The 19,742-nt window shown below is 66.4% G+C and carries 15 protein-coding genes and 1 pseudogene; 1 reads left to right on the top strand and 15 read right to left on the bottom strand.

The genetic code is table 11. The annotated features are described in order from the left end of the window. Window positions 1-62: 62 nt before the first annotated feature. The 12 genes from ACP694_RS08450 to ACP694_RS08395 form a co-directional block, all read right to left on the bottom strand. Window positions 63-320 carry a hypothetical protein gene (locus tag ACP694_RS08450; RefSeq protein WP_426011681.1) on the bottom strand — a complete coding sequence of 86 codons (258 nt, stop codon included), beginning with the start codon at window positions 318-320 and terminating at the stop codon, window positions 63-65. Window positions 321-331: 11 nt separating this feature from the next. Continuing rightward, window positions 332-1,939, bottom strand: a complete 1,608-nt coding sequence (locus ACP694_RS08445; RefSeq protein WP_426011680.1) for a DUF4331 domain-containing protein — start codon at window positions 1,937-1,939, stop codon at window positions 332-334. Window positions 1,940-2,122: 183 nt separating this feature from the next. Then, entirely contained in the window at window positions 2,123-2,896 is a 774-nt protein-coding gene (locus tag ACP694_RS08440; protein WP_426011679.1) for a hypothetical protein, read from the bottom strand. Next, window positions 2,893-3,450, bottom strand: coding sequence for a sigma-70 family RNA polymerase sigma factor (locus ACP694_RS08435; protein WP_426011678.1), 558 nt, complete (start codon window positions 3,448-3,450; stop codon window positions 2,893-2,895). The genes ACP694_RS08440 and ACP694_RS08435 overlap by 4 nt, the downstream gene beginning before the upstream one ends. Before the next feature lie 293 nt (window positions 3,451-3,743). Then, a complete protein-coding gene (locus tag ACP694_RS08430) occupies window positions 3,744-4,286 on the bottom strand; it encodes a sigma-70 family RNA polymerase sigma factor (protein WP_426011677.1) in 543 nt (180 codons plus the stop codon). 242 nt (window positions 4,287-4,528) lie between these two features. Further along, on the bottom strand, window positions 4,529-5,146 hold the full coding sequence (locus ACP694_RS08425) for a nickel/cobalt efflux transporter (protein ID WP_426011838.1): 618 nt from the start codon (window positions 5,144-5,146) through the stop codon (window positions 4,529-4,531). A 687-nt stretch (window positions 5,147-5,833) separates the two neighbouring features. Then, a complete protein-coding gene (gene copC / locus ACP694_RS08420; protein ID WP_426011676.1) occupies window positions 5,834-6,319 on the bottom strand; it encodes a copper homeostasis periplasmic binding protein CopC in 486 nt (161 codons plus the stop codon). Between the two features lie 21 nt (window positions 6,320-6,340). Further along, window positions 6,341-6,730: a copper-binding protein gene (locus tag ACP694_RS08415; RefSeq protein WP_426011675.1), complete on the bottom strand. Its 390-nt coding sequence runs from the start codon at window positions 6,728-6,730 to the stop codon at window positions 6,341-6,343. 12 nt (window positions 6,731-6,742) lie between these two features. Then, on the bottom strand, window positions 6,743-9,907 hold the full coding sequence (locus ACP694_RS08410) for an efflux RND transporter permease subunit (RefSeq protein WP_426011674.1): 3,165 nt from the start codon (window positions 9,905-9,907) through the stop codon (window positions 6,743-6,745). After that, on the bottom strand, window positions 9,904-11,397 hold the full coding sequence (locus ACP694_RS08405; RefSeq protein ID WP_426011673.1) for an efflux RND transporter periplasmic adaptor subunit: 1,494 nt from the start codon (window positions 11,395-11,397) through the stop codon (window positions 9,904-9,906). Before ACP694_RS08405 ends, ACP694_RS08410 begins: the two co-directional genes overlap by 4 nt. After that, window positions 11,394-12,617 (bottom strand): TolC family protein, encoded by a 1,224-nt coding sequence (locus ACP694_RS08400; RefSeq protein WP_426011672.1) that lies wholly within the window; start codon window positions 12,615-12,617, stop codon window positions 11,394-11,396. Before ACP694_RS08400 ends, ACP694_RS08405 begins: the two co-directional genes overlap by 4 nt. A 134-nt stretch (window positions 12,618-12,751) precedes the next feature. Beyond that, window positions 12,752-13,123 (bottom strand): hypothetical protein, encoded by a 372-nt coding sequence (locus ACP694_RS08395; RefSeq protein ID WP_426011671.1) that lies wholly within the window; start codon window positions 13,121-13,123, stop codon window positions 12,752-12,754. A 93-nt stretch (window positions 13,124-13,216) separates the two neighbouring features. On the opposite strand from ACP694_RS08395, the pseudogene ACP694_RS08390 reads away from it, so the two are divergent. After that, window positions 13,217-13,920, top strand: a pseudogene (locus ACP694_RS08390) (IS630 family transposase); the annotation flags it as partial. A 188-nt stretch (window positions 13,921-14,108) separates the two neighbouring features. On the opposite strand, the gene ACP694_RS08385 reads toward ACP694_RS08390, so the two are convergent. From ACP694_RS08385 to ACP694_RS08375, 3 genes are all read right to left on the bottom strand, one after another. Then, complete coding sequence (locus ACP694_RS08385) at window positions 14,109-14,753, bottom strand: L,D-transpeptidase (protein WP_426011670.1); 645 nt, start codon at window positions 14,751-14,753, stop codon at window positions 14,109-14,111. A gap of 104 nt (window positions 14,754-14,857) precedes the next feature. Next, a complete protein-coding gene (locus ACP694_RS08380; protein ID WP_426011669.1) occupies window positions 14,858-17,296 on the bottom strand; it encodes a filamentous hemagglutinin N-terminal domain-containing protein in 2,439 nt (812 codons plus the stop codon). Between the two features lie 53 nt (window positions 17,297-17,349). Beyond that, entirely contained in the window at window positions 17,350-18,993 is a 1,644-nt protein-coding gene (locus ACP694_RS08375) for a ShlB/FhaC/HecB family hemolysin secretion/activation protein (RefSeq protein ID WP_426011668.1), read from the bottom strand. Window positions 18,994-19,742: the final 749 nt, after the last annotated feature.

The following is a 19,742-nucleotide window of genomic DNA, read 5'->3' as shown; positions in this document are numbered from 1 at the left end:
GATACAATCGCGGCGGCGCTCTTTCGAGCGCCGCCGCCTTGTTCGTAGGCCAACCCCGCTCGCTAGCGCAGCTTGAGCGGGTCGGTTGTCAGGCTGAGGGCGATCACGTCCCCGGTCGTGGGCTTGGCTGGGTCGGTATTGGGACCCGCGTTGAACAGGGTCGCAAACCCCGCCCCGAACGCACTTTGGATGGACGGCGGGCTGGCCGTCGGCGGGGTCACCGCCACGGAACCGCCGCCACCGCCGCCACCGCCGCCGCATGCGGCGACGCTGGCCGCCAATAGCCCGATAACGGCGATATTGCGCAGAATGCGGATCATCGCTGTTTCTCCTACGGCTGGGTCTGCGGACGCGGAGAGCCGCGCAGCGGAGTGTTGAGGTAGGGGAAGGTCGCGGCCAGGGTGGTCGCGCTGCTCGGTGCGCCATCGGTGTAGGCGACCATACCGGTCGGCGCGTTCGCGGGCGTGCACAGCTTAAGATCGGTCTGCACGTGGTTGATCGGCACGGGATGGCACAGGCGGCCCATGGCCACGCGCAGGGTGATGTCGACCACGTCATCGCCGGGGCGACGACCGTTGGGGTAGCCGGCGAGGTCATCGCCAACCACGCCGAAGGAGCTCTGGGTGGCGCGCGGCGTGGGATTTACGCCGGTGTTCAGCCGAAGCATCTCGGACGGGGTGACCGTCTTCTGTTGATTGAGCGTGGCGATGCCCGTCAAGAAGGTGGCCACCAGGTCAGCACGCGGGAAGTTGTTAGGCGCGAGGTTGGTGAAGTTTGTGCCCAGGGTGGCATTGACCGGAGCGCGGAACAGAGCGTCCAGGATCGCTGGGAAGGTGGGATTGGTCACATAGTCGGCCAGGGCGCCGTCCTGGGTAGGTTTGGCGGCGTTGAACAGGTCCTTCTGCGGCAGGCCGATGACCAGTTCGTTGACCAGGGGCTCACCCAGGCGCGAGACCTGCACATAGGCGCCGCCTTGAGTGGCCGTCGATTGATAGGTCGGCGATGGGTCGAGAAGGCGGGCTTGCGGCAGGCTGGCTGTCGTCCAGGCGCCGATCGTTCCGTTGCCCGATCCCGTGAGACACGCGATCGGCACTTCGAGCGCGAGCGAGGTCACGTTCTTCTTGCCGATCAGTTCCTGGTTGTCAGCGCTCTGCTTGATGCCGCCCGGGAAGCCGCCGTTGTCGTTGGCGCCAGGGGCGCTGGCCCCCTCGATAGGCACGAAATTCACCAGGTCGAAGATCGGGCCCAGATTGACGGCGAAGGCCTCGGCGCGCTGGCCGACGAAGACCTTGGCGGCCGTTGCGCAGCCCGGGAGATTGACGTCGTAGATGAACTGGTTGGCGTAGTTGGCGTAGTTCGGAATCGACTTGTTGCCCGCGTTGTCGAACGGCTTGCGGAAGCTCAGGCCGCCGCCGGCCGCGTTAGTGGCGCTGGCCCGTGTTCCAGTCCGGCGATCGCCGGTAATGACGGTCAGGGTATAGGATTCCTGCTCGCCCTGATTGGGGTCGTCTGTCGCGCTGATCGGCCCCACGTGGCGCAGCGGGATCGGGAGGGTCTTGCCGCCGACGTTCAGCGTAAGGCCGGTGTCATTGCGCAGCGTGTTGGAGAACTTGAACTGGAAAGTCAGGTCCTCCATCGCGCCGCCGTTGACGGCGCCGTCGTTGTCGACATGGATCTCGTAGACCGCGTCCGGGTCCATGGTGAAATAGTTAGGGCCTTCGCCGGGTCCGCCCTGGGGAATGTAGTTGGCGATGAAGGTCACGAAGCCCTCACGGCCCGGCGCGTAGCTGCGGAACATATAGAAATCGGTCCCGTCGACTTTCGGTGTCTTGGTGATGCCCGGCGCTTCCCGGTGGCTGGACGCCACGCTGGGCCCGGCTGCGAAAACCATCAGGGCCGCGAACGCCGTCGCAAGTCCAAATCCATAACGTCTCTTCATGACCGCCCTCTTTGATCGTGCGAAACACACGTTCACCGTCGCGGCGGGTCGGCGGGAGGCCGGATCTCACTACACGGTTCATCTGAGATACGCTGCACTCCGCAGACGGACGCAGGCGGCTTGAAACTTTCGTCAATATTTCGCCAAGATTGGCAGCGCATTGATTTTAAAAGGTTTTCTAGCTTAGCCGAGCTTGGAAGTTTGCTGCGTCAAAAGATCGTCCCAATGCCAAGCGCCCGATCCGATCACAAGCAAGGTGGCGCCGCTGGCGTCGGGGATGGAGAGCAGGCGTGGGCCGAGTACGGGCAGGCTCCGGCAATCGGGCGAGGCGGTTTCGATCGCCGCGGCGATGGATGCCTGGAGCGTCGTCAGGGCCTGGGCGGTCTCTCGCTGGTCTGTTCCGACCCACGCGCCATCCCATAGCATCAGCGCGTTGGCCACCGATCTGGCGTCGCGCGGTATGCGGGCCAAGGCCGCCAACACTTGCGGATCGGCGGCCAGGCGCGCCTGCAGCTGTTCGGTCATCTGGCAGGTCGATGCGCTGTCGGCGGTTTGACTGACGGTCACAGCCGCCTCGGGACGCGACGCGGCGGCGTGCGACAGGGGGCGAGGCTGCGCGGTGGGATCGGCCACCGCCAGTTCGCGCACCACCGCGACCACGTCCAGGGGCGCGGGGGTTGGTGCGAGTAGCGGCGCGGAAGCAGGCTTGTCGTCCGTGGTCGGACTGGGCGGACGGTCGGGCAGGGGCTCGGTCGGCGTCGGCGTCTCGGGCGTCGGCGTGGCGCGCGGTGCGAGCCTGTCAAACAGTGCGACCGTCAGCACGCCCGGCTCGGCTTGTGGCGTGGGAACAACCGTGGGGCCGAGCGACATCGCCGCGAAAACAACGAAGTGAAACGCGATGACGATCAGGCTAATGCCCCAGCGGCGCAGGCGTAAGGTGCGGCCCCGAGCGATCATTGGAGAAAAGCTTCGGTCGATTTTGCGGAGGCCGCTTCGTCTCCCCGCGTCGCTCGTCGAGCTTTTCGCGCGGGCGCGATATCGACGAATTCCATCAGCAGGCGTCGGGCGCGTTGGACGCGGCTTTTCACCGTACTGACGGGGCAACCGCAGACCTTTGCCGCCTCCTCGAACGTCAGCCCCGCGCCGCTGATCAGGACGAGGGCGGAACGGCTGTCGGGCGGCAATCGCTCGATCGCCGCCAGCAGGTCGCCATATTGCAGGCGCCAGTTCTGCTCGGCGGGCGAACTCAGGCGAATGGCATGCTCGCCATCGACATCTTGCACCGTGTGCCGCTGGCGGCGATATCCGTCGGTGAAGCGGTTTCGCAGGATGGTGAATAGCCAGATCCGTAAATCGGATTCAGGACGAAAACTGGCTCGGGCCCGCCACGCTCTTTCCAAGGTATCTTGCACGAGGTCGTCCGCCCAATGACGCGCGCGCGTTAGCGACATCGCGTAGGCGCGTATCTTTGGCGTCAATGCGATAAGTTGGTCTCGAAAGTCGTCGGACACCTTCGGCCCCAAATCGTGGCGACAGAGCATTGCATCTGTCAGCTTTGGTGCCAGATACGAACGATGGGGCGATGAAGATGCATGGGGACTTGGGAATATTAGGACTTCGTGATTGTGCCGCGGCCGAAATTCTATAGGGCGTCAGGTCTCCCCTGGTTCAGCTTGACGATTATTATTCAGCCGAGGGTGGGCGCCGCCTCAAGGACGCAGGCGGAAACGACGACGTCTGCTATCAAAACAAGGCCCGCACCGGTCGTCTAACGCCATTGCGCGCGCGGCGTACCGCACCACGGCTAAGCCAGTACGCTTTTCTGCAGCATCAACTTGCCCCGCTGCACCCGGCTTTTGAGCGTCGGGATCGGACATTTGATGAGCGCAGCGCCGCTTTCATAGCTTAGGCTTTGCAAGATGATGGCGTAAATGGCTTCGCGGTAAGGAGCAGGCAGGGCGTCAATCGCGAGAATAACGCCCTCAATTTCCAGTCTGAAGAGCTGAGTGGGCAGCACCGACAGCTCTGCCGCGTATTTTCCATCAACATCCTGGATCGTGTCCCGGCTGGCGCTCACCACGTCATAAAAGCGGTTGCGCATGATGGTCGCGAGCCAAGGCCGCAGGCCGCGCGCTGGGTCGTATCGCTCCCGGGCGCGCCAAGCCCTTTCCAGCGTGTCTTGAAGAAGATCCTCGGCGGCGTCGGTGGACCCCGAGAGTGAGCGAGCGTACCGCCGCAGGGTGGGCGTCAAGATCTTGAGGTCGCTGGCGAAATTCAGCTTTTCAGCTTCGATGCCCGCGGGGGTCAGGTCGCGCGCGGCGACGACTGCTGTAGACGATTGCGACAACGGCTTTTCCCACCCACGGCGTTTACGCCTCAGCCGAGAACGCCACGATCTCCGGCTGGTTCACCAACTGGCCGAACTGTGGCGCACTCCGCATAGTATCAAGTCAAATGATAGGATTGGCCGCACTAGGCTTCGCCAAGCGACGCGTTTTGCCGATGGCTAAATTGGTGAAGCCAGCGCCATTTAGCCAATAACAGGCAGAGTTTTTCGCTTCGCTGGTCGCTACAAATATGCGTCGTGCCCTACCAAGAGGCTGCGGTCAGTTGCAACGTGACCCGAGTGTCGACGAAAACCTGGCAACTAGGCCTCGTCGCCGGAGTTGTGGTTCCAAGTTTATCAGGGGTCAGTCGCCCCGTAGCGTAGACTCGGCAGATGGCGTGGCGTGCCCGGCGATGGCGTCGCGGCGACGCCTTAAGCCAAGAGAGCCGCACGGCTTGCACGGCCAAGATCAGGCCGACGACGGTGATCAGCACGCCTGACGCGTAGGGCGCGCGACGCGTGAAGGTCGAGAACGCGCTCCCAAACCGTTTTTCGGCGTGACGCATACCCAGGGCCGCCACAACCCCGACGGTGACCATGGTGATGACCAGGCCGATCGAGAAACACAGCACCAGGGTCGCGCCGAGCGCAATCTGCTTGAGCTGCAAGCACAGCAACAACACCGTGATGGCGGCCGGGCAGGGGATCAACCCGCCGGTCAGGCCAAACAGGATGATCTGCCCCGTGGTTAGATCGCGACCGGCGAAACGCTGCTTGATGTCGTTGGCGTGGGCGCGCTCGTGGGCGTCCTGGTAGCCGGGGTCCGAAACGTCCGGGCCGCCGTGGTCATGGCCCTGATCATGGTCATGTTCGGCAAAGATGACGTCGAAGTCGTGGCCGTGCGAGCCGTGGGCGATCGACAGCCGTGCATCGAACCCATGGGGTTCGGGGATCGCCTCGACCGACTCCAGGAAGGCGCCTTTGTCGGCGAGGGCGAAGGTCTGGACCGCTCCGTTGGGGCCGCCAGGACGTCAGCCGTGGCGGCGGGGTCAGGACGTCTTGCGGCGACCATGGCGCAGAAGGCGACCAGGGCTCCGAGCCAGATCCCTGCGGCCCACAGGTGCAGGACATCGGCCGACAGATGAAGGGCGCCAGCCAGGCCTTCGCCACCGGCGGCGTGACCGGCCCAGGCCAGGGTGGCCAAGGCCACAGCGGCGCAGATCAGTCGAGACAGCGGACCGCCGAGTCTGACCAAGCCGAGAAGCAGCGCCAAGGCCGCCACGCGCAGCAGGCCCGCGCGGCCAGCCGACGTGCCGATGATCGCGGCCGAGAGGGTGGCGGGATCCGCCGCGCCCGCCGGGTCGCCGCTCATCATCGCCGCCAGGATCAGCACCGAGGCGAGGGCGGTCAACAGGCCGATGGCGGTCAACACGATCACGACCTGTCGATGGTCCCTGCGGCTCTGGGCGTCCTGCGCATGGATCGCGAACGCTGTCAGTCCGAACAGCGGCAGCAGCGCGCCGTACTGGAGCAGCCGCACCAGGATGTTGACGAGGTCCATCGTCGGCCTATTTTACGGTGAAGCTGTAGTCACCCTTCAGGCGATGGGTGTCGGTCGACACGACATGCCAGTCGACCTTGTAAGTCCCCGCCGTGGGCGGCGCTTTCAGGGTCAGGAGCAGGGTCTTGTGGTCGGCCGGATCGAGCACCGCGGCGACGCCGTCGACCTTCATCACATGGGCCATCGGCTTGCCGCCCATCATCATGCTGGTCGCGGTCAGATCGGCGCTGGAGGACTTGGCGACCAGCGGCTCACTGAAATGCAGCGTCAGGCGATTGGTCGGGCCGCTGACCCCGCCTGCGAACGGCGAGGCCGACAGCAGCTTAGGATGGGCCAGGGCGGGGGAGGCCGCCAGTGTGAGGATCGCGGCGGCGGCGAGGGTCAGGCGTGAGCGGGACATGGGATCAAGACCTTGCTGGAGGGCAGCCGGGAAGCCCGAGGCGGCAGGATGGCGGTCCGATGGGAAGGCGGCGATTGCGAGGCGGGAACGCATGCGCTCCCGCCAAGGCGAAGGTCATCGCTTGCCGATGGCGGTGACCTCGCCCGAACCGTCATGGAGTTTCAGGTCGAAGGCGACCTTGTCGCCGACCGCGACGCCGTCCAGCAGGGCCGGAGCGGCCTTGAAGCCCATGGTCATGGCTGGCCAGCCGGCCTCGGGAATGGCTTCGTGGTCGAGGGTGATCGTTCCGATGGTCTTGTCCATCGCCGTCACCACGCCGACGCCCTTGGCCATCTTGTCGGCCGGCGCCATGTCCATGCCGGCCATGTCGCCGCGCGCGGCCGGAGCAGGCGCAGCGGCGGGCGCCGGCGCGGCCGGAGCGGCGGGCGCTTCGGTCTTGCGGCCGCAAGCGGCCAGGCTGGTCGTCGCCAGCAGGGCGGCGAGGGTGAGGGACAGGGTCTTCATCAGCAAATCTCCTTAGGCTGAGGTGGAAGTGGAAGTGGAAGTGGAAGTGGAAGGGGAGGTTCGGGCTTGCCGGCGGCGCAGCAGCAGATAGCCAGCGGGCACGACGAACATCGACAGCAGGGGGGCGGTGAGCATGCCGCCGATCATTGGGGCGGCGATGCGGCTCATCACTTCAGAGCCCGCTCCATGGCCCCAGAGGATGGGGGCCAGGCCGGCCAGGATCACCGCCACGGTCATGGCCTTGGGCCGCACGCGCAGCAGGGCGCCTTCGCGCACGGCGGCCTCGACCTGATCCATTGTGGGGTCGGGGCCCAAGTCGTCCATGGCGTGCTTGAGATAGATCAGCATCACCACCCCAAACTCGGCCGAGACCCCGGCCAAGGCGATGAAACCGACCCCCGTAGCCACCGACTGGTGGAAACCAGCCAGATAGAGCGTCCAGATCCCCCCGGTCAGGGCGAAGGGCAGGGTGGCCATGATCAGGCCCGCCTCGTCAAACCGGCGGAAGATTACATAGAGCAGGACGAAGATGATCAGCAGGGTGGCCGGCACGACGATCTTCAGCCGGTCGGCCGCTCGCTGCAGATATTCGAACTGACCCGAATAGGAGAGGCTGACGCCGGGCGACAGCTTGACGTGTCGGTCGACGGCTTGACGCAGGTCGCCGACCACCGAGGCTAAATCCCGACCTCGGACATCGACATAGACCCAGGTGGTCGGTCGGCCGTTCTCGCTCTTGAGCATCGGCGGTCCGTCGGCGATCTCGACCTGGGCCACCGTACCCAGGGTGATCTGCGCGCCGCCCGGCGTCAGGATCGCCAGGGTCCGCAGGCCCTCCAGGCTGCCGCGCAGTTCGCGCGGATAGCGGACGCTGATCGGATAGCGGGCCAGGCCCTCGACCGTCTGGCCGATGGTCTCGCCGCCGATCGCCCCGGAGACGATCGACTGGACGTCGTCGATGTTGAGCCCGAACCGCGCGGCCGCGGCCCGGTCAATGCGGACATCGACATAGCGGCCGCCGGTCAGCCGTTCGGCCAGGGCCGAGCTGACGCCCGGCACATCCTTTGCGACGCCCTCCACCTCGCGGGCGATGCGGTCGAGTTCGGCCAGGTTGGCTCCAGAGACCTTGACGCCGATCGGGCTCTTGATACCGGTGGCCAGCATGTCGATGCGGTTGCGGATCGGCGGCACCCAGACATTGGTCAGACCCGGGACCTTCACCCGCGCGTCGAGCTCGGCAACCAGCTTGTCGGGCGTCATGCCCGGCCGCCACTGGTCGCGCGGCTTGAAGCGGATCGTGGTCTCGAACATCTCCAGCGGGGCCGGGTCGGTGGCGCTCTCGGCGCGGCCGGCCTTGCCGAACACGCTGTCGACCTCAGGAACGGTCTTGATCATTCGGTCGGTCTGCTGGAGGAGCTGTCCGGCCTTGGCCGCCGACAGCCCTGGCAGGGCTGATGGCATATAGAGCAGGTCGCCCTCGTCCATATTGGGCATGAACTCGGCCCCCAGATGGGCCAGCGGCCAGGCCGTGGTGGCGAAGGCCAGCAGGGCGATGACCAGGGTCGTTCTGGGCCGCCCCATCACCCAGTCCAGGGCAGGCCGGTAGGCCGCCGTCAGGACGCGGTTGATCGGATTGGAGGCCTCGTCGGGGATACGCCCACGGATCAGGTAGCCCATCAGCACCGGGATAAGGGTCACCGACAGGATGGCCGCCGCCGCCATTGCGTAGGTCTTGGTGAAGGCCAGGGGACGGAACAGCCGCCCCTCCTGGGCCTGCAGGGTAAACACCGGGATGAACGACAGGGTGATGATCAACAGGCTGAAGAACAGCGCCGGTCCGACCTCGACGGCGGCCTCGGTGACCAACTTCCAGCGGGCTTCGCCGACCAGGGTCTGGCCCGGGTGGTCGTGGGCCCAGCGTTCAAGCTTCTTGTGGGCGTTCTCGATCATCACCACGGCGGCGTCGACCATCGCCCCGATGGCGATGGCGATGCCGCCCAGCGACATGATGTTGGCGTCGACGCCTTGGCTTTTCATCACCAGGAAGGCGGCCAGCACCCCCAGCGGCAGCGAGATGATCGCCACCAAGGCCGAACGCAGGTGGCCCAGGAACAGGGCGCAGACCAGGGCGACGACGAGGAACTCCTCCAGCAGCTTGCCGGTCAGGTTATGGACGGCGCGGTCGATGAGGCCCGAGCGGTCATAGGTCGTGATCACCTCGACGCCGGGCGGCAGGCTCTTTTTCAGCTCGGCCAGCTTGGTCTTCACCGCCGCGATGGTGGTGCGGGCGTTTTCGCCCGAGCGGAGGATCACCACCCCGCCGGCCACCTCACCCTGGCCGTTCAGTTCGGCAATGCCGCGCCGCATCTCCGGACCGACCTGTATGGTCGCCACGTCGCCAAGCCGTACCGGGATCCCGCCGGCCGCCGTCTTCAGCGGAACGGCCTGGAAGTCCTCGGGGGTCTTCAGATAACCGGTGGCACGGACCATGTATTCTGCCTCGCCCAGTTCCAGGACGGAGCCGCCGGTTTCGGCGTTGGCGCCTTTCAGGGCGGCGACGACTTGGCTGTGGGTAACGCCGTATCCAGCCAGCTTCACCGGATCGAGGACGACCTGATATTGCCGAACCATGCCGCCGATCGCCGAGACCTCCGCCACGCCCGGCAGGGTTTTCAACTCGTAGCGCAAGAACCAGTCCTGCAGGGATCGAAGCTGGCTTAGATCGTGACCGCCGGTCTTGTCGACCAGGGCGTACTCATAGACCCAGCCGACCCCTGTTGCGTCGGGACCCAGGGCCGGGCGAGCGCCTTCGGGTAGGCGGGCCTGGACCTGGTTGAGATATTCCAGGACCCGCGAGCGAGCCCAGTAGAGGTCGGATTTGTCGTCGAAGATCACATAGACAAAGCTGTCGCCGAAGAACGAATAGCCGCGCACCGTCTTGGCCCCGGGCACCGACAGCATGGTGGTGGCCAGCGGATAGGTGACCTGGTTCTCGACCAGTTGCGGGGCCTGGCCCGGATAGCTGGTGCGGATGATCACCTGGGTGTCGGAAAGGTCGGGCAGGGCGTCGATCGAGGTCGAGCGCACTGCTAGGCCGCCGGCCACGATCAGGGCCAGGGCGCCCAGCAGCACGAAGAAGCGATTGGCGACCGACCAGCGGATCAGGGCGGCGATCATGCGCCGCCTCCGAGCTTGGCGATGCGTCGCACCGTCGGGCTCGCTGGCGGCTGGTCGAAGGCGAAGCTGACCTGGTCGCCAGTCTTGAAACCCCGCAGCAGCATCGGGTCGGCGCGGAAGGCCATGGTCATGGCCGGCCAGCCGATGGCCGGGATCGGGCCGTGGGAGAGGGTGATGCTGTCCTTGGTCACCTGCTCGATGCGCCCCGTCGCTTCGGCCAAGGCGGGCTTTGCCGCAGCCGAGGTCATCGGCGCCATGGCGGCGTCCGCCGCCAGCGGCCGAACTTGCAGGCCCGCCAGGCTGGCCTCGGAGTCGATCAGGAACTGACCAGAGGCCACCACCTTCTGACCGGCGCTCAGGCCCGCCAGGATCTGGCTCTGGCCACCCGACTCGCGGCCGATCTTGACCTCGACGGCCTGGTAGCGGCCGTTGTCGCCGGCCAGCATGACGATGGCGCGCGAGCCGGTGCGGATCACCGCCTCGGACGGCAGCAGCAGGGCCGGGCGCGCGTCGGTATCAAACGAGACGGTGGCGAACATGCCTGGGCGCAGCTTGCCGCCGGGGTTGGGCAACTCAATGCGGGCCTGGAGCGTGCGGGTCTCGCCCTGGGCCTGGGGCAGGATGGCCTGCACCGTTCCCCGCAGCATCTCGCCGGGATAGGCCGCCAGGGCAACGCCGACCGATTGACCTTGGCGCAGTTGGCCGCCTTGCGCCTCAGGCACGGCGGCGGTGATCCAGACCCGCGACAGGCCGTTGATCTCGGCCAGTCCCTGGCCCATGGCCACGGTCATCCCGGCCCTAACGTCGAGCCTGGTGATCACCCCGCCCAGCGGCGCGCTGATCGTGATGATCGCGCGGGCCCGGCCGTCGCGATCGACGGCGGCGATCGTGCCTTCGGGCATGCCCAGCAGTCGCAGGCGCTGGCGGGCGGCGGCGATCAGGGCCGCGTCACCGGTGCGTCTGACCGCCAGATATTCGGCCTGGGCCCCGCCCCAGTCGGGAACCAGCAGGTCGGCCAGCGGCGCGCCGGCCCCGATTACATCGCCAGGAGCCCGGCCATAGACCCTCTGCACGAAGCCGCCGGAGCGCGCCTGGACCACGGCCACGTCACGCTGGTTGAAGTCGATGACGCCGGTGGCGGTCAGACCGCCGACCAAGACGCCTTGGCGGGTCTCCACGGTGCGGACGCCGAGATTCTGGGCGGTGGCTGGATCGATGCGGACTCCGGCCGAAGGCCCGGTCGCATCGCCTTCTCCGGCATATTTGGCGACCAGCTGCATGTCCATGAACGGCGACTTGCCCGGCTTGTCGAAATGCTGGGCTGGGACCATCGGGTCGTACCAGTAGAGAACCTTGCGACTATCGGCGGGAGCGTCCGACATCGCTGGCTTGGCGGTCAGCCGGGCCAGGCCGTAGCCGCCGGCGCCGGCCAGAACGACCAAGGCCGCGCCGGCCCCGAGCAGGACCTTCATCGAGGGTGACGGGTTCATTCGTCGCTTCCATAGGTCAGGGATAGGCGGGCGGCGTCGATGGCGACGGCTGCCTCGCGGTCCAGAGTGGTGAGTTGGGCGTCGGCCAGGCCGGCGAAGGCGGCCAACACGTCGGGCAGGGCGGCCGTGCCGGCCCCGTAGCCGGCGGTCTCCAGGTCGGCGCGCTGCTTGGCGAGCGGCAGCAGGGTGTCGCGAGCCCGCAGCCATTGCTCGTGGTGCATGACGTGGTCGGCGAGATCGGCTTCGAGCTGGGCCGCCAGCGTCCGGCGGGCGTCCTCGCGCTGGGCCTCGGCGCGGCCAGCGCTGGCGGCGCGCGCGGCGATCATCGGGTCCTGGCGGCTCTTGCCCCACAGCGGCAGGCTGACGCTGACCCCTGCCGAAACCATGTCGCCGAACATCGGGTCGCGGCGCTGATAGGCTACCTCCCAACTCCAGTCGGGGCGCTTGTCGGCCTTGGCCAGGGCGAGGTCGGCCTGGGCCTGGCGGGTGGTGGCGTCTCGCGCCAGCACGGTGGGATTGCGGTCGATCGCTACCCTGAGATTGGCGGGGACCAGGTCCAGGTCGGGCGCCTCGCCGATCGCCTGGGGATCGGCGTCACCGGTCCAGCGCGTCAGCATCGCGCGAGCCCGTCCCAGCTTAGAGACCGCCTCGCTGCGGCGATCCTCCAGGCCGGCGCGCATTTGCGCCGCCTCCAGCGCCTGGGCGGGTCTCGAGCGTCCGGAGGCGACGCCGGAAGGCGCGGCGCTCCACAGCGGGCCTAGCTGGGCTGCCACGCCATCCAGCGCGGCCAGCTTGCGCTGGGCGTAGAGCAGTTCGATCCAGGCCAAGGCGGCGGCGACGCGAACCTGCCGGGCTTCGACCGCGCCCTCAGCCCCGGCCGCGACGATGTCGGCTTGGGCCCGGCCGATGCGGGCCTGGCGCTTGGCGGCGCTGGGCATGTCCTGGCTGTAGCCGACCCGGCCCATGGTCATCTCGTCGGCGCCGAGCCGACCGGCCAGCGGGCCCGAGACCGGGAAATTGTCGAGACCCAGCGCCAGCCTGGGGTCGGGCAAGGCGCCAGCGGCCTTGGCCGAAGCCTTGGCCGCCTCGACCTGCAGGGCGGCGGCGCGCAGAGCTGGCGCGTTGGCGGCCGCAGCATCGAGACTTTGGCGGTAAGTGAGGGGCGCGGCATGGACGGCGCTGGCCAGCAGCGTCGCGGCGATGGTGATGGTGATGCGCATAGGGTTTCCGATCGCGAGAGTTGGCGACCGCGCGAGGCGGCGCTCGAATCCGCTGGATGACGTTAGGCAAGCGCAAGAGGGCGCAGCCTCGACGACACAGCACGGGATGGCCCCGCGTTAGACGCGGGCCAAGCTCAGGCGATCTGTTTGGGAGGTCGTTCGTCGCCCGGCGGCGCGTACGTGCGCAACGGCTTGTCGGGGGCCGCCGTTAGGCGCATCGGCACGACGGCCGGGAGCTTGATTTCCGAAGTGGGAGGAGTGGCGGTCGTCGCGCACAGGGCGGCGCAGATCTGGGCGCAGGCCTTGCCGTCGTGCGGAGCGTTCTGGTGCTCGTCGCAGCAAGGATCGTGGCTTGCCTTGGCGCCGTCGGTGGACTTGGCCATCGGCATGGGCATGTCCATCATCGCCTCGGGCCCGCTCTTGGCGCACTCGACCTGCGCAGCAGCGGCAGCCACCGGGCTGATCAGCAGGGCCAAAACGGCCAGGAAGGCGAGCAGTTGCCGCATACGAAACGCTTTAGTCCTCCTTATTGCGATTGTCGACGCCCAGTACCGGCTTCCATGAGTGTCTGATTCATGATTCAGCGTTGGGGATGGTTCCCAAGGATCGCCGCCGCGTTGGGGGATGTGCATGCCCAGCACGTCTGGCGGGTGCTGCGCGCGCAAAAGCTCGGCCTGGCGGCCAGCAAGTCCTGGTGCGGGAGCCGCGATCCGGATTTCGTGGCCAAGGCCGCAGACGTGGTCGGGCTCTACATGGCGCCGCCCGAAAATGCGGTGGTGATCTGTGTCGACGAGAAGCCGTCGATCCAGGCCCTGAAACTGCCCAACGGCCGGGCGCTCAGCGGCCATAGCCACGACGACAAGCGCCACGGCACATCCACCCTGTTCGCCGCCTTCGATGTGGCTTCCGGCAAGGTCACCGCGCCCACACCAAGCGCAGGCGGCGTCTGGAGTTTCTCGAGTTCATGGACGGAGTCGTGGCCGCCTATCCCGACCAGGAACTCCACGTCATCCTCGATAATCTCAACACCCACAAGAACAACCACGTCTGGCTCGAAGCTCACCCCAAGGTGACCTTTCACTTCACGCCCACCAGCGCCTCATGGCTCCATAAAGTCGAGATCTGGTTCCCCATCCTGCATAAAAAGTCGCTTTTCAAGGCTTCCTTCACCTCGGTTCGAAAACTCCGCGAGGACATGGATCACTTCATCGAAGACTATAGCGCCAACCCCAAACCCTTCGTCTGGACCAAGACCAAGGTCTCCCAGAGACACCTCAAGGACCAACGTGTCAGCGATCTGTGATTCCAGGTGCTAGGCTCGATAATTGCCTGCGGAGCGCGGGTCTGGAGGTCGTGTTTCTGACGCGGCCCAAGACCCCGGTCATGACTCTCAGGCGCGTTGTGTGCTTGGCGGTGAGGAGTCATCGCCTACGCCAAACTCACCGTTTAATTGGCGGCGTGCAGGTCGAGGGCTAAACGCGGTGCGTGGTTTTAGAAAGCTTCAAGGCCGGGGCTATTCGCCGGGGCGTCTGACGCCGACGTGGCGACCCTCGGATGCGCGAAAAACACCTGCGCGAGGGATCGAGATTCCGGCAGGATATAGACTACGCCCATCGTGCCCTTGAACATCGGTTGCACGATATCGCCATAGAACCTGGTGGGCACGTTCACGCACCCATAAGAAATCCGGTTGTCATCGGGCGCGTCGGTGGCGAGGCGCTCCAGTCGCCGATCGGCCGCGCGGGTCGTGATGACCGGATGCAGGGACAGGGCGGCGTCATAGTCGATCCACAGAATACTCTTGCCGCCGAGGTTCTCGCCGATCGAAGCCACGAACCGACCGGCCGGAGTGATGCGTTCGTCCGGCGTAATGGCCGACAGGGGGCGATGGCCTATGCCGGGGGACGAGATATCGCCGTGCGTCAGGCCCATCAGGGCGGGCGTTGTCCCCAATAGCCGGCCCTGGGGGTCAAAGGCCAAAACCTGCGCACCGACCTTGTCGATGATCAGAAAGGGCAGCCCCTGATTGTCGGCCGTCTCGTGCACCCAGGTAGCAACCTCACTCGCAGCTGACGACGTGGGCGCTTCCCCGGCGGCGCCAGGGGCGCCTTCTGCGAGGGAGGGTTCGGCGGTCATGCCCGGCCGACCGAAGGCCAGCCCCAGGACCAGTCCCGCCGCCGCCATCCATCGTCCCGGTACGGGCGGCCGGCGGCCGGCCTCAAGCGCTAACCATCGCATGGTCAGTTGCGATCCTGTTTTCGGGGATAGACCGGCACCTGCATGGGACGCGGCGCGGCCGGCGCGACCGGCGCGGCTCTTTCCATCGGCCGAACAACCTCCTCCACCGATGGCGGGACGCGGGCCATCTCGTATGGCGGCATCCGCACGCCCCCCCCCACGACATTGAAGGCCAGATCGGACGATGTCGCCGAGATCGGGGTGGGCGTGACGAGCGGATAAAAGACGGCCGGCGTCGCCGCGGGCGGCGTCACGGGCGGCGTCACGGGCGGGGTAACAGGCGGCGTCGTCACTGGCGGCGTCACCGGCGGTGTCGTCACCGGAGGGACCACCGGCGGCGTTACGGGCGGCGTGACCGGAGGGGTCACGGGTGGCGTCACCGGAGGGACGATGGGCGGGACCACCGGCGGTGTCACGGGCGGGGTGACCGGTGGCGTCGTGACCGGCGCTGCGGAGATCGTTCCCTGTGTTCTCTGGTTCGACACGCAACAGAAGTCGGCCAGGGCGTATTGGCTGGCGTTGGCTCCGGCCAGGCTGTAGCCGCTGTAGGTGATCCCGATGTCATCGCCCACAGTGGCCGAGTCGAAGGTGGCGCTCGCGCCGGGACCCGTCACCAGGGTGACGCCGGTGGGCAGCCCCGAAACCGCCGTGGTCCTGAAGCCTGAGAGGGTCGTGGCCGTCCCACCGTTGAACACTCGGCTTCCGTCCGGGAACAGCAGCATCCGCTGCGTCAGCGCGGCGCCCTCGGTCAGGGTGAAGCGGGTCGCGAAGGCCGAAGGCGTCGCGTAGGCAACGGGGTTGTAATTGATCGTCACCGGGGTGGCCGTGACCGTGACGCGGGGCGCCAGCGGGCTGAAGATGATCGTGCCGGCGCCCACGCCCGGGCCCGTCCCGCCGGCGCCCGCGATGAGCGTCAGGCCGACCGGCAGGCCCAGGCTCTGGGCGGGAATGGTGCTGCCGCGGGTCAGGGTGACGGCGCCGTCGATATGGACGTCATGCCCGGCGCACAGCGCGATGTTGCCGTCGGTGGTGGTGATCGTGTGAAACACGGTGACGTTCTGGCCGGCGTTCAGCAGGACGCTGCCGTTCACCGTGGTGATGGCGCCTTTGACGCTCACGTCGCGCCCGCAACAGGCGACGAAGTTGCCCTTGGTGGCGCTGATCGCGGCGTTGATGTTGACGTCGCGGCGGCTGTTCAGCGTCAGGGTGGTCGGGGTGGATGACGCGGTCCAGGCGATCGCGTCATTGACCAGTATGTCCCCCGTACTCGACGCACTGACGGCCGCCCGCGTGCTGATCGTGACATTGGTGGTCACGAGTCGGGCCGACAGGGTGGCGCCGGAAATATTGCCACCAGCGCCGATCGTGAAGTCGGCCGACTCGATCTGCCAAATCCCGGCGACCCCCGTGGGGGCGGCCGCGGTGATCTGCGCCGTGGGGGCGATGTTGACGATCGCGGCGGAGGTCTTGATGGACCCGCCGCCGCCGCCGCCCGGCGCGCTGGCGTCAAGGGTTCCGTCCACGTTCAGCGTTCCGCTCGTCATGTCGCCGAGCAGTTGGATGGTTCCGTTACGCTGACCGATCGTCCGCGCCTGGATGACGCCGGTGTTGTTGACCACCGTGCGGAGCAGGTCGCCCGCCCCCTGTGCGGTTATCACCACCCGACCGCCGTCGGCCTGAAGCATGCCGCTGTTCTGGATCAGCGCGTTAGCCGCGCCCTTGTCGACGACGACATTGAGCAGCCCGTCGCCGGCGACGTCGAGGGTGATGGCCTCGCCCGACGCCAGGGCGGTCGTCCCGAGATTGGCCCGGATCAGCCCCTCATTGCTGACCTGGCCGCCCAGCAGCGCGACATTTCCGCCTGTCGCGATGATATTCCCCTGGTTGCGGACGACCCCACCGCTCCCAGAAAACCGGTAGTTGCCGGCCATGAAATCGCTGTCGGTCATTGCCAGGGTGGAAGCGACCAGCCCGCCGACATTGACCTGAGCCCCTTGTCCGAACAGTACGCCGTTGGGGTTGATCAGGAACACTTGGCCATTGGAGGTCAGGCTGCCCAAGATCGCCGACGCGTTCGGGCCCACCACGCGATTCAGAGCCACCGAACCGCTGTTGGGCTGGATGAAGACCACGCTGCCGCCCTGGCCGATCGAGAAGCTCTGCCAATTGATCGCGGCGTTCTGGGTCGACTGGTTGATGGTCATCGCGCCAGGAGCTGTGGTGATGGTCGCGCCGCCCGCAGTGACCGCTCCGCCCGTCGGCAGGGTCTGAGCCTGGGCCGCTGTCGCCAGGGCCATCACGCCGCTCAAGCCGATCAGGGCGGAGGCTGCGATCCCGGCCAAGCAGCTGGAGGCGGCGAGGGCGCCTCGGCGGCCGATGCTGTCGGATCGACGTCCCGCATCCAGCCCGGCGTCGGCGATCGTGTGATGGAAACTGTTCATCGGAACGTTCTTTTTCAGAAGATGCGCTAGGGGCGAGACGGCCATGGTGGTCATCAGAACAGCTTGACGATCTGGACCCAGACGCGGCCTTTTTTGTCAGGCTCCGACGTCGAAATCTGGTCGTTGAAGCGGCGGGCGTAAGCGACGCGGACGCTGAGGTTGTCCGGGCCAAACCAATTGACGCCAAGGCCGCCACCGCTGCGCCTGGCCCGGTTGGGGCCGGGAAACCAGGGGTCCTTGGCGTAGTCGACCTCACTGGCGTCCACGAATGCGATCAGCTGGAACTGGCCCGGAATGGGCCGCGTCCATGCGTCAAGTGTCCAGCGGGCTTCCAATGTCGCGACATAGCCTTGGTCACCGTAGGCCTCGCCCTCCGGATAGGCGCGCACGCCATAGGCGCCGCCCAGTTCCATCTTTTCGGAGATGTCGAGATTGTCGGTGGCCATCTGCCCGCGCACCGCGCCGTAGACCGACAACGGTCCACGCACCGTCTGAAGCCGGGAGACGGCGAACTGCAGCTTGTTGAAACCGCCCTGGGAACGGGCGCTCGCCGCGTCGGCGGCGCGCTCGAGCGGACTTTCGATGTTCAGGCGGCCCGAGGTCCAGGACAGAGAGGCTGAGTTCCAGCCGCCGCCGCCGAACCCGTCGCGAGAATCCCCGCGCAGACCGATCGTCGCCGCGTGGATGGTCTTGTCGGAGACCTGCGATAGCAGGCCGATCTCGTCGGTGAGGAACTTGGCCTCGAGACCGCCCAGAACGTAGAGGTTCGCGGCGCGCGAGCGGATCAGCGGGTAGCTGGCGAACAGGCCGGCGATGTCGCTCGTGCCGCTGGCGTGAAGCGCCGAGAATTCGTGCCCCAGATCGTACTGCATGTGGGTAAAGCCCACGCCGACGGTGGCGTCGCCAAGCGGGGCCTGCCAGGCGGCGTGCCCGTAGGCCAGGCCCTCGGTGGAGGCGAGCAGGCGCAGGCTGATTAGGTCGCCCATGCCGGTCAGATTGGCGACATTGACCGAGCCGCCGAACCGGTAGGCGCCGGTGTAGCGATTGCCGGCGTTGTCGGCTTCGAGGCTGCCGTAAATTCGGGGCGCCCTGGTTAGGTCAACGGTGAGATCCGAAGAGCCCACCTCGGCGCCCGGAGACAGCGTCGAATGAACGACGACGCCGGGGATGTCGGAAAGTAGCAATAGACGGCGATCGAGCGGCGCGATCGCGACCGGGTCGCCGCGGTTGAGGCCCTTCAGCACCTTCCCGGCTACGGCGTCGGCCACGCCGGACTGATTGCGCAGGGTGATCGACCCGTAGTGGCCTTCGACCACGGCGATGGTCACGGTCCCCGCCACGACGTCCTGCGCCGGGAGATAGGCCTGGGCCAGCGCATAGCCATGAGCGCTGTAGAAGCGCGTGATCCGGGCGGCCCCATTGCGAAGTTCGGGAAGGGTAAGATAGCGTCCGGGGATCAAGCCCGCCTCCGCCACCAACTGCGCTTCGGTGAACAGGGTCGCGCCCGTGACGCGCAGCGTGTCCACACGGATCCGTGCGCCTTCGGGAGCGGCGTTCTCCGACGGTTCCGGCCGTTCGATGCGGATGGCCGGGGCGGGCCTCTGGGGAACGGAAGCAGGCGGAATTTGCTGCAATTGCCCCGGCGCTGGGGGTTGTTCGGCCTGGGCGCCCTGGCCCGTCGTTAACAGCGCGAACATGATAAGACTCGACCGCAACATAGACGCCTCGTAGTGCCGCCGCGATGTCAGGGCGCCCGGCCCTCACGCAGCGGAGAGCACGCACGTTGGAAGGCAAAAGCTCGGTTCATTCAGCATGGAATTGAGAAATCCCGACTGCAAATATCAAATGACTTCTAATGTACCGACAAAAAGACTTTTGTGTTTTCCCGCATTAACGGGGAATGAACGGATTTCTCGCGTCAATCTGTAAAATAAGCAACGGGTAAAAAATTTATTCGTTCCTGTTTGAGTTGCCCGAATATTGGCTCGTTTTGTCGCATACGACCTCGACCAACCTTAAGCGTTCAATCTGAAGAGTCGATTTCCCCATACCCACGCCTATCAATTTGCACGGCTGAGGCGAATGCTCGTATTGTAGGGGATTTGGCAGACCGGCGCCTTGCGAAATGCACGTCGTCTCGAGGGGGTCTGGGGGGGGCGAAAAAAAACCGTCAGCCGTTCGCGATCGGTCGAGCGTCGCATCAGCCCTGGCTGTAAGGGTGCTGGATCAAGGATCAGTTTTGGCGCTTGCCAGGCTGCCGTCGTCGGCCGTGAGCGAACCTGACGGACTGCGTCATACACCTTGATGCCGCGCCGGAGATGAGCGCTACCGGAGACGCCTGCACAACTGTCGCGGGCATTGGAGGCGACGTCTGAAGGTCGAGAAGTGTGGCTGGTCCCAATGTCCGCTCATGGCGCCACTTGGACCGCTTCACCCGCGGCGATCG

The sequence above is a fragment of the Caulobacter sp. DWR2-3-1b2 genome, assembly GCF_049896345.1.
Classification (GTDB): Bacteria; Pseudomonadota; Alphaproteobacteria; order Caulobacterales; family Caulobacteraceae; genus Caulobacter.
The sequence above is the reverse complement of the archived record's forward strand: the minus strand, read 5'-3'. Positions and strand labels throughout refer to the sequence as shown.

Bases quoted from the DNA above. Each gene is read 5' to 3' on its own strand.
- ACP694_RS08450 (WP_426011681.1), bottom strand. From the start codon at position 320: ATGATCCGCATTCTGCGCAATATCGCCGTTATCGGGCTATTGGCGGCC.
- ACP694_RS08445 (WP_426011680.1), bottom strand. From the start codon at position 1,939: ATGAAGAGACGTTATGGATTTGGACTTGCGACGGCGTTCGCGGCCCTG.
- ACP694_RS08440 (WP_426011679.1), bottom strand. From the start codon at position 2,896: ATGATCGCTCGGGGCCGCACCTTACGCCTGCGCCGCTGGGGCATTAGC.
- copC (WP_426011676.1), bottom strand. From the start codon at position 6,319: ATGCGTTCCCGCCTCGCAATCGCCGCCTTCCCATCGGACCGCCATCCT.
- ACP694_RS08415 (WP_426011675.1), bottom strand. From the start codon at position 6,730: ATGAAGACCCTGTCCCTCACCCTCGCCGCCCTGCTGGCGACGACCAGC.
- ACP694_RS08410 (WP_426011674.1), bottom strand. From the start codon at position 9,907: ATGATCGCCGCCCTGATCCGCTGGTCGGTCGCCAATCGCTTCTTCGTG.
- ACP694_RS08405 (WP_426011673.1), bottom strand. From the start codon at position 11,397: ATGAACCCGTCACCCTCGATGAAGGTCCTGCTCGGGGCCGGCGCGGCC.
- ACP694_RS08400 (WP_426011672.1), bottom strand. From the start codon at position 12,617: ATGCGCATCACCATCACCATCGCCGCGACGCTGCTGGCCAGCGCCGTC.
- ACP694_RS08395 (WP_426011671.1), bottom strand. From the start codon at position 13,123: ATGCGGCAACTGCTCGCCTTCCTGGCCGTTTTGGCCCTGCTGATCAGC.
- ACP694_RS08385 (WP_426011670.1), bottom strand. From the start codon at position 14,753: ATGACCGCCGAACCCTCCCTCGCAGAAGGCGCCCCTGGCGCCGCCGGG.
- ACP694_RS08380 (WP_426011669.1), bottom strand. From the start codon at position 17,296: ATGAACAGTTTCCATCACACGATCGCCGACGCCGGGCTGGATGCGGGA.
- ACP694_RS08375 (WP_426011668.1), bottom strand. From the start codon at position 18,993: ATGTTCGCGCTGTTAACGACGGGCCAGGGCGCCCAGGCCGAACAACCC.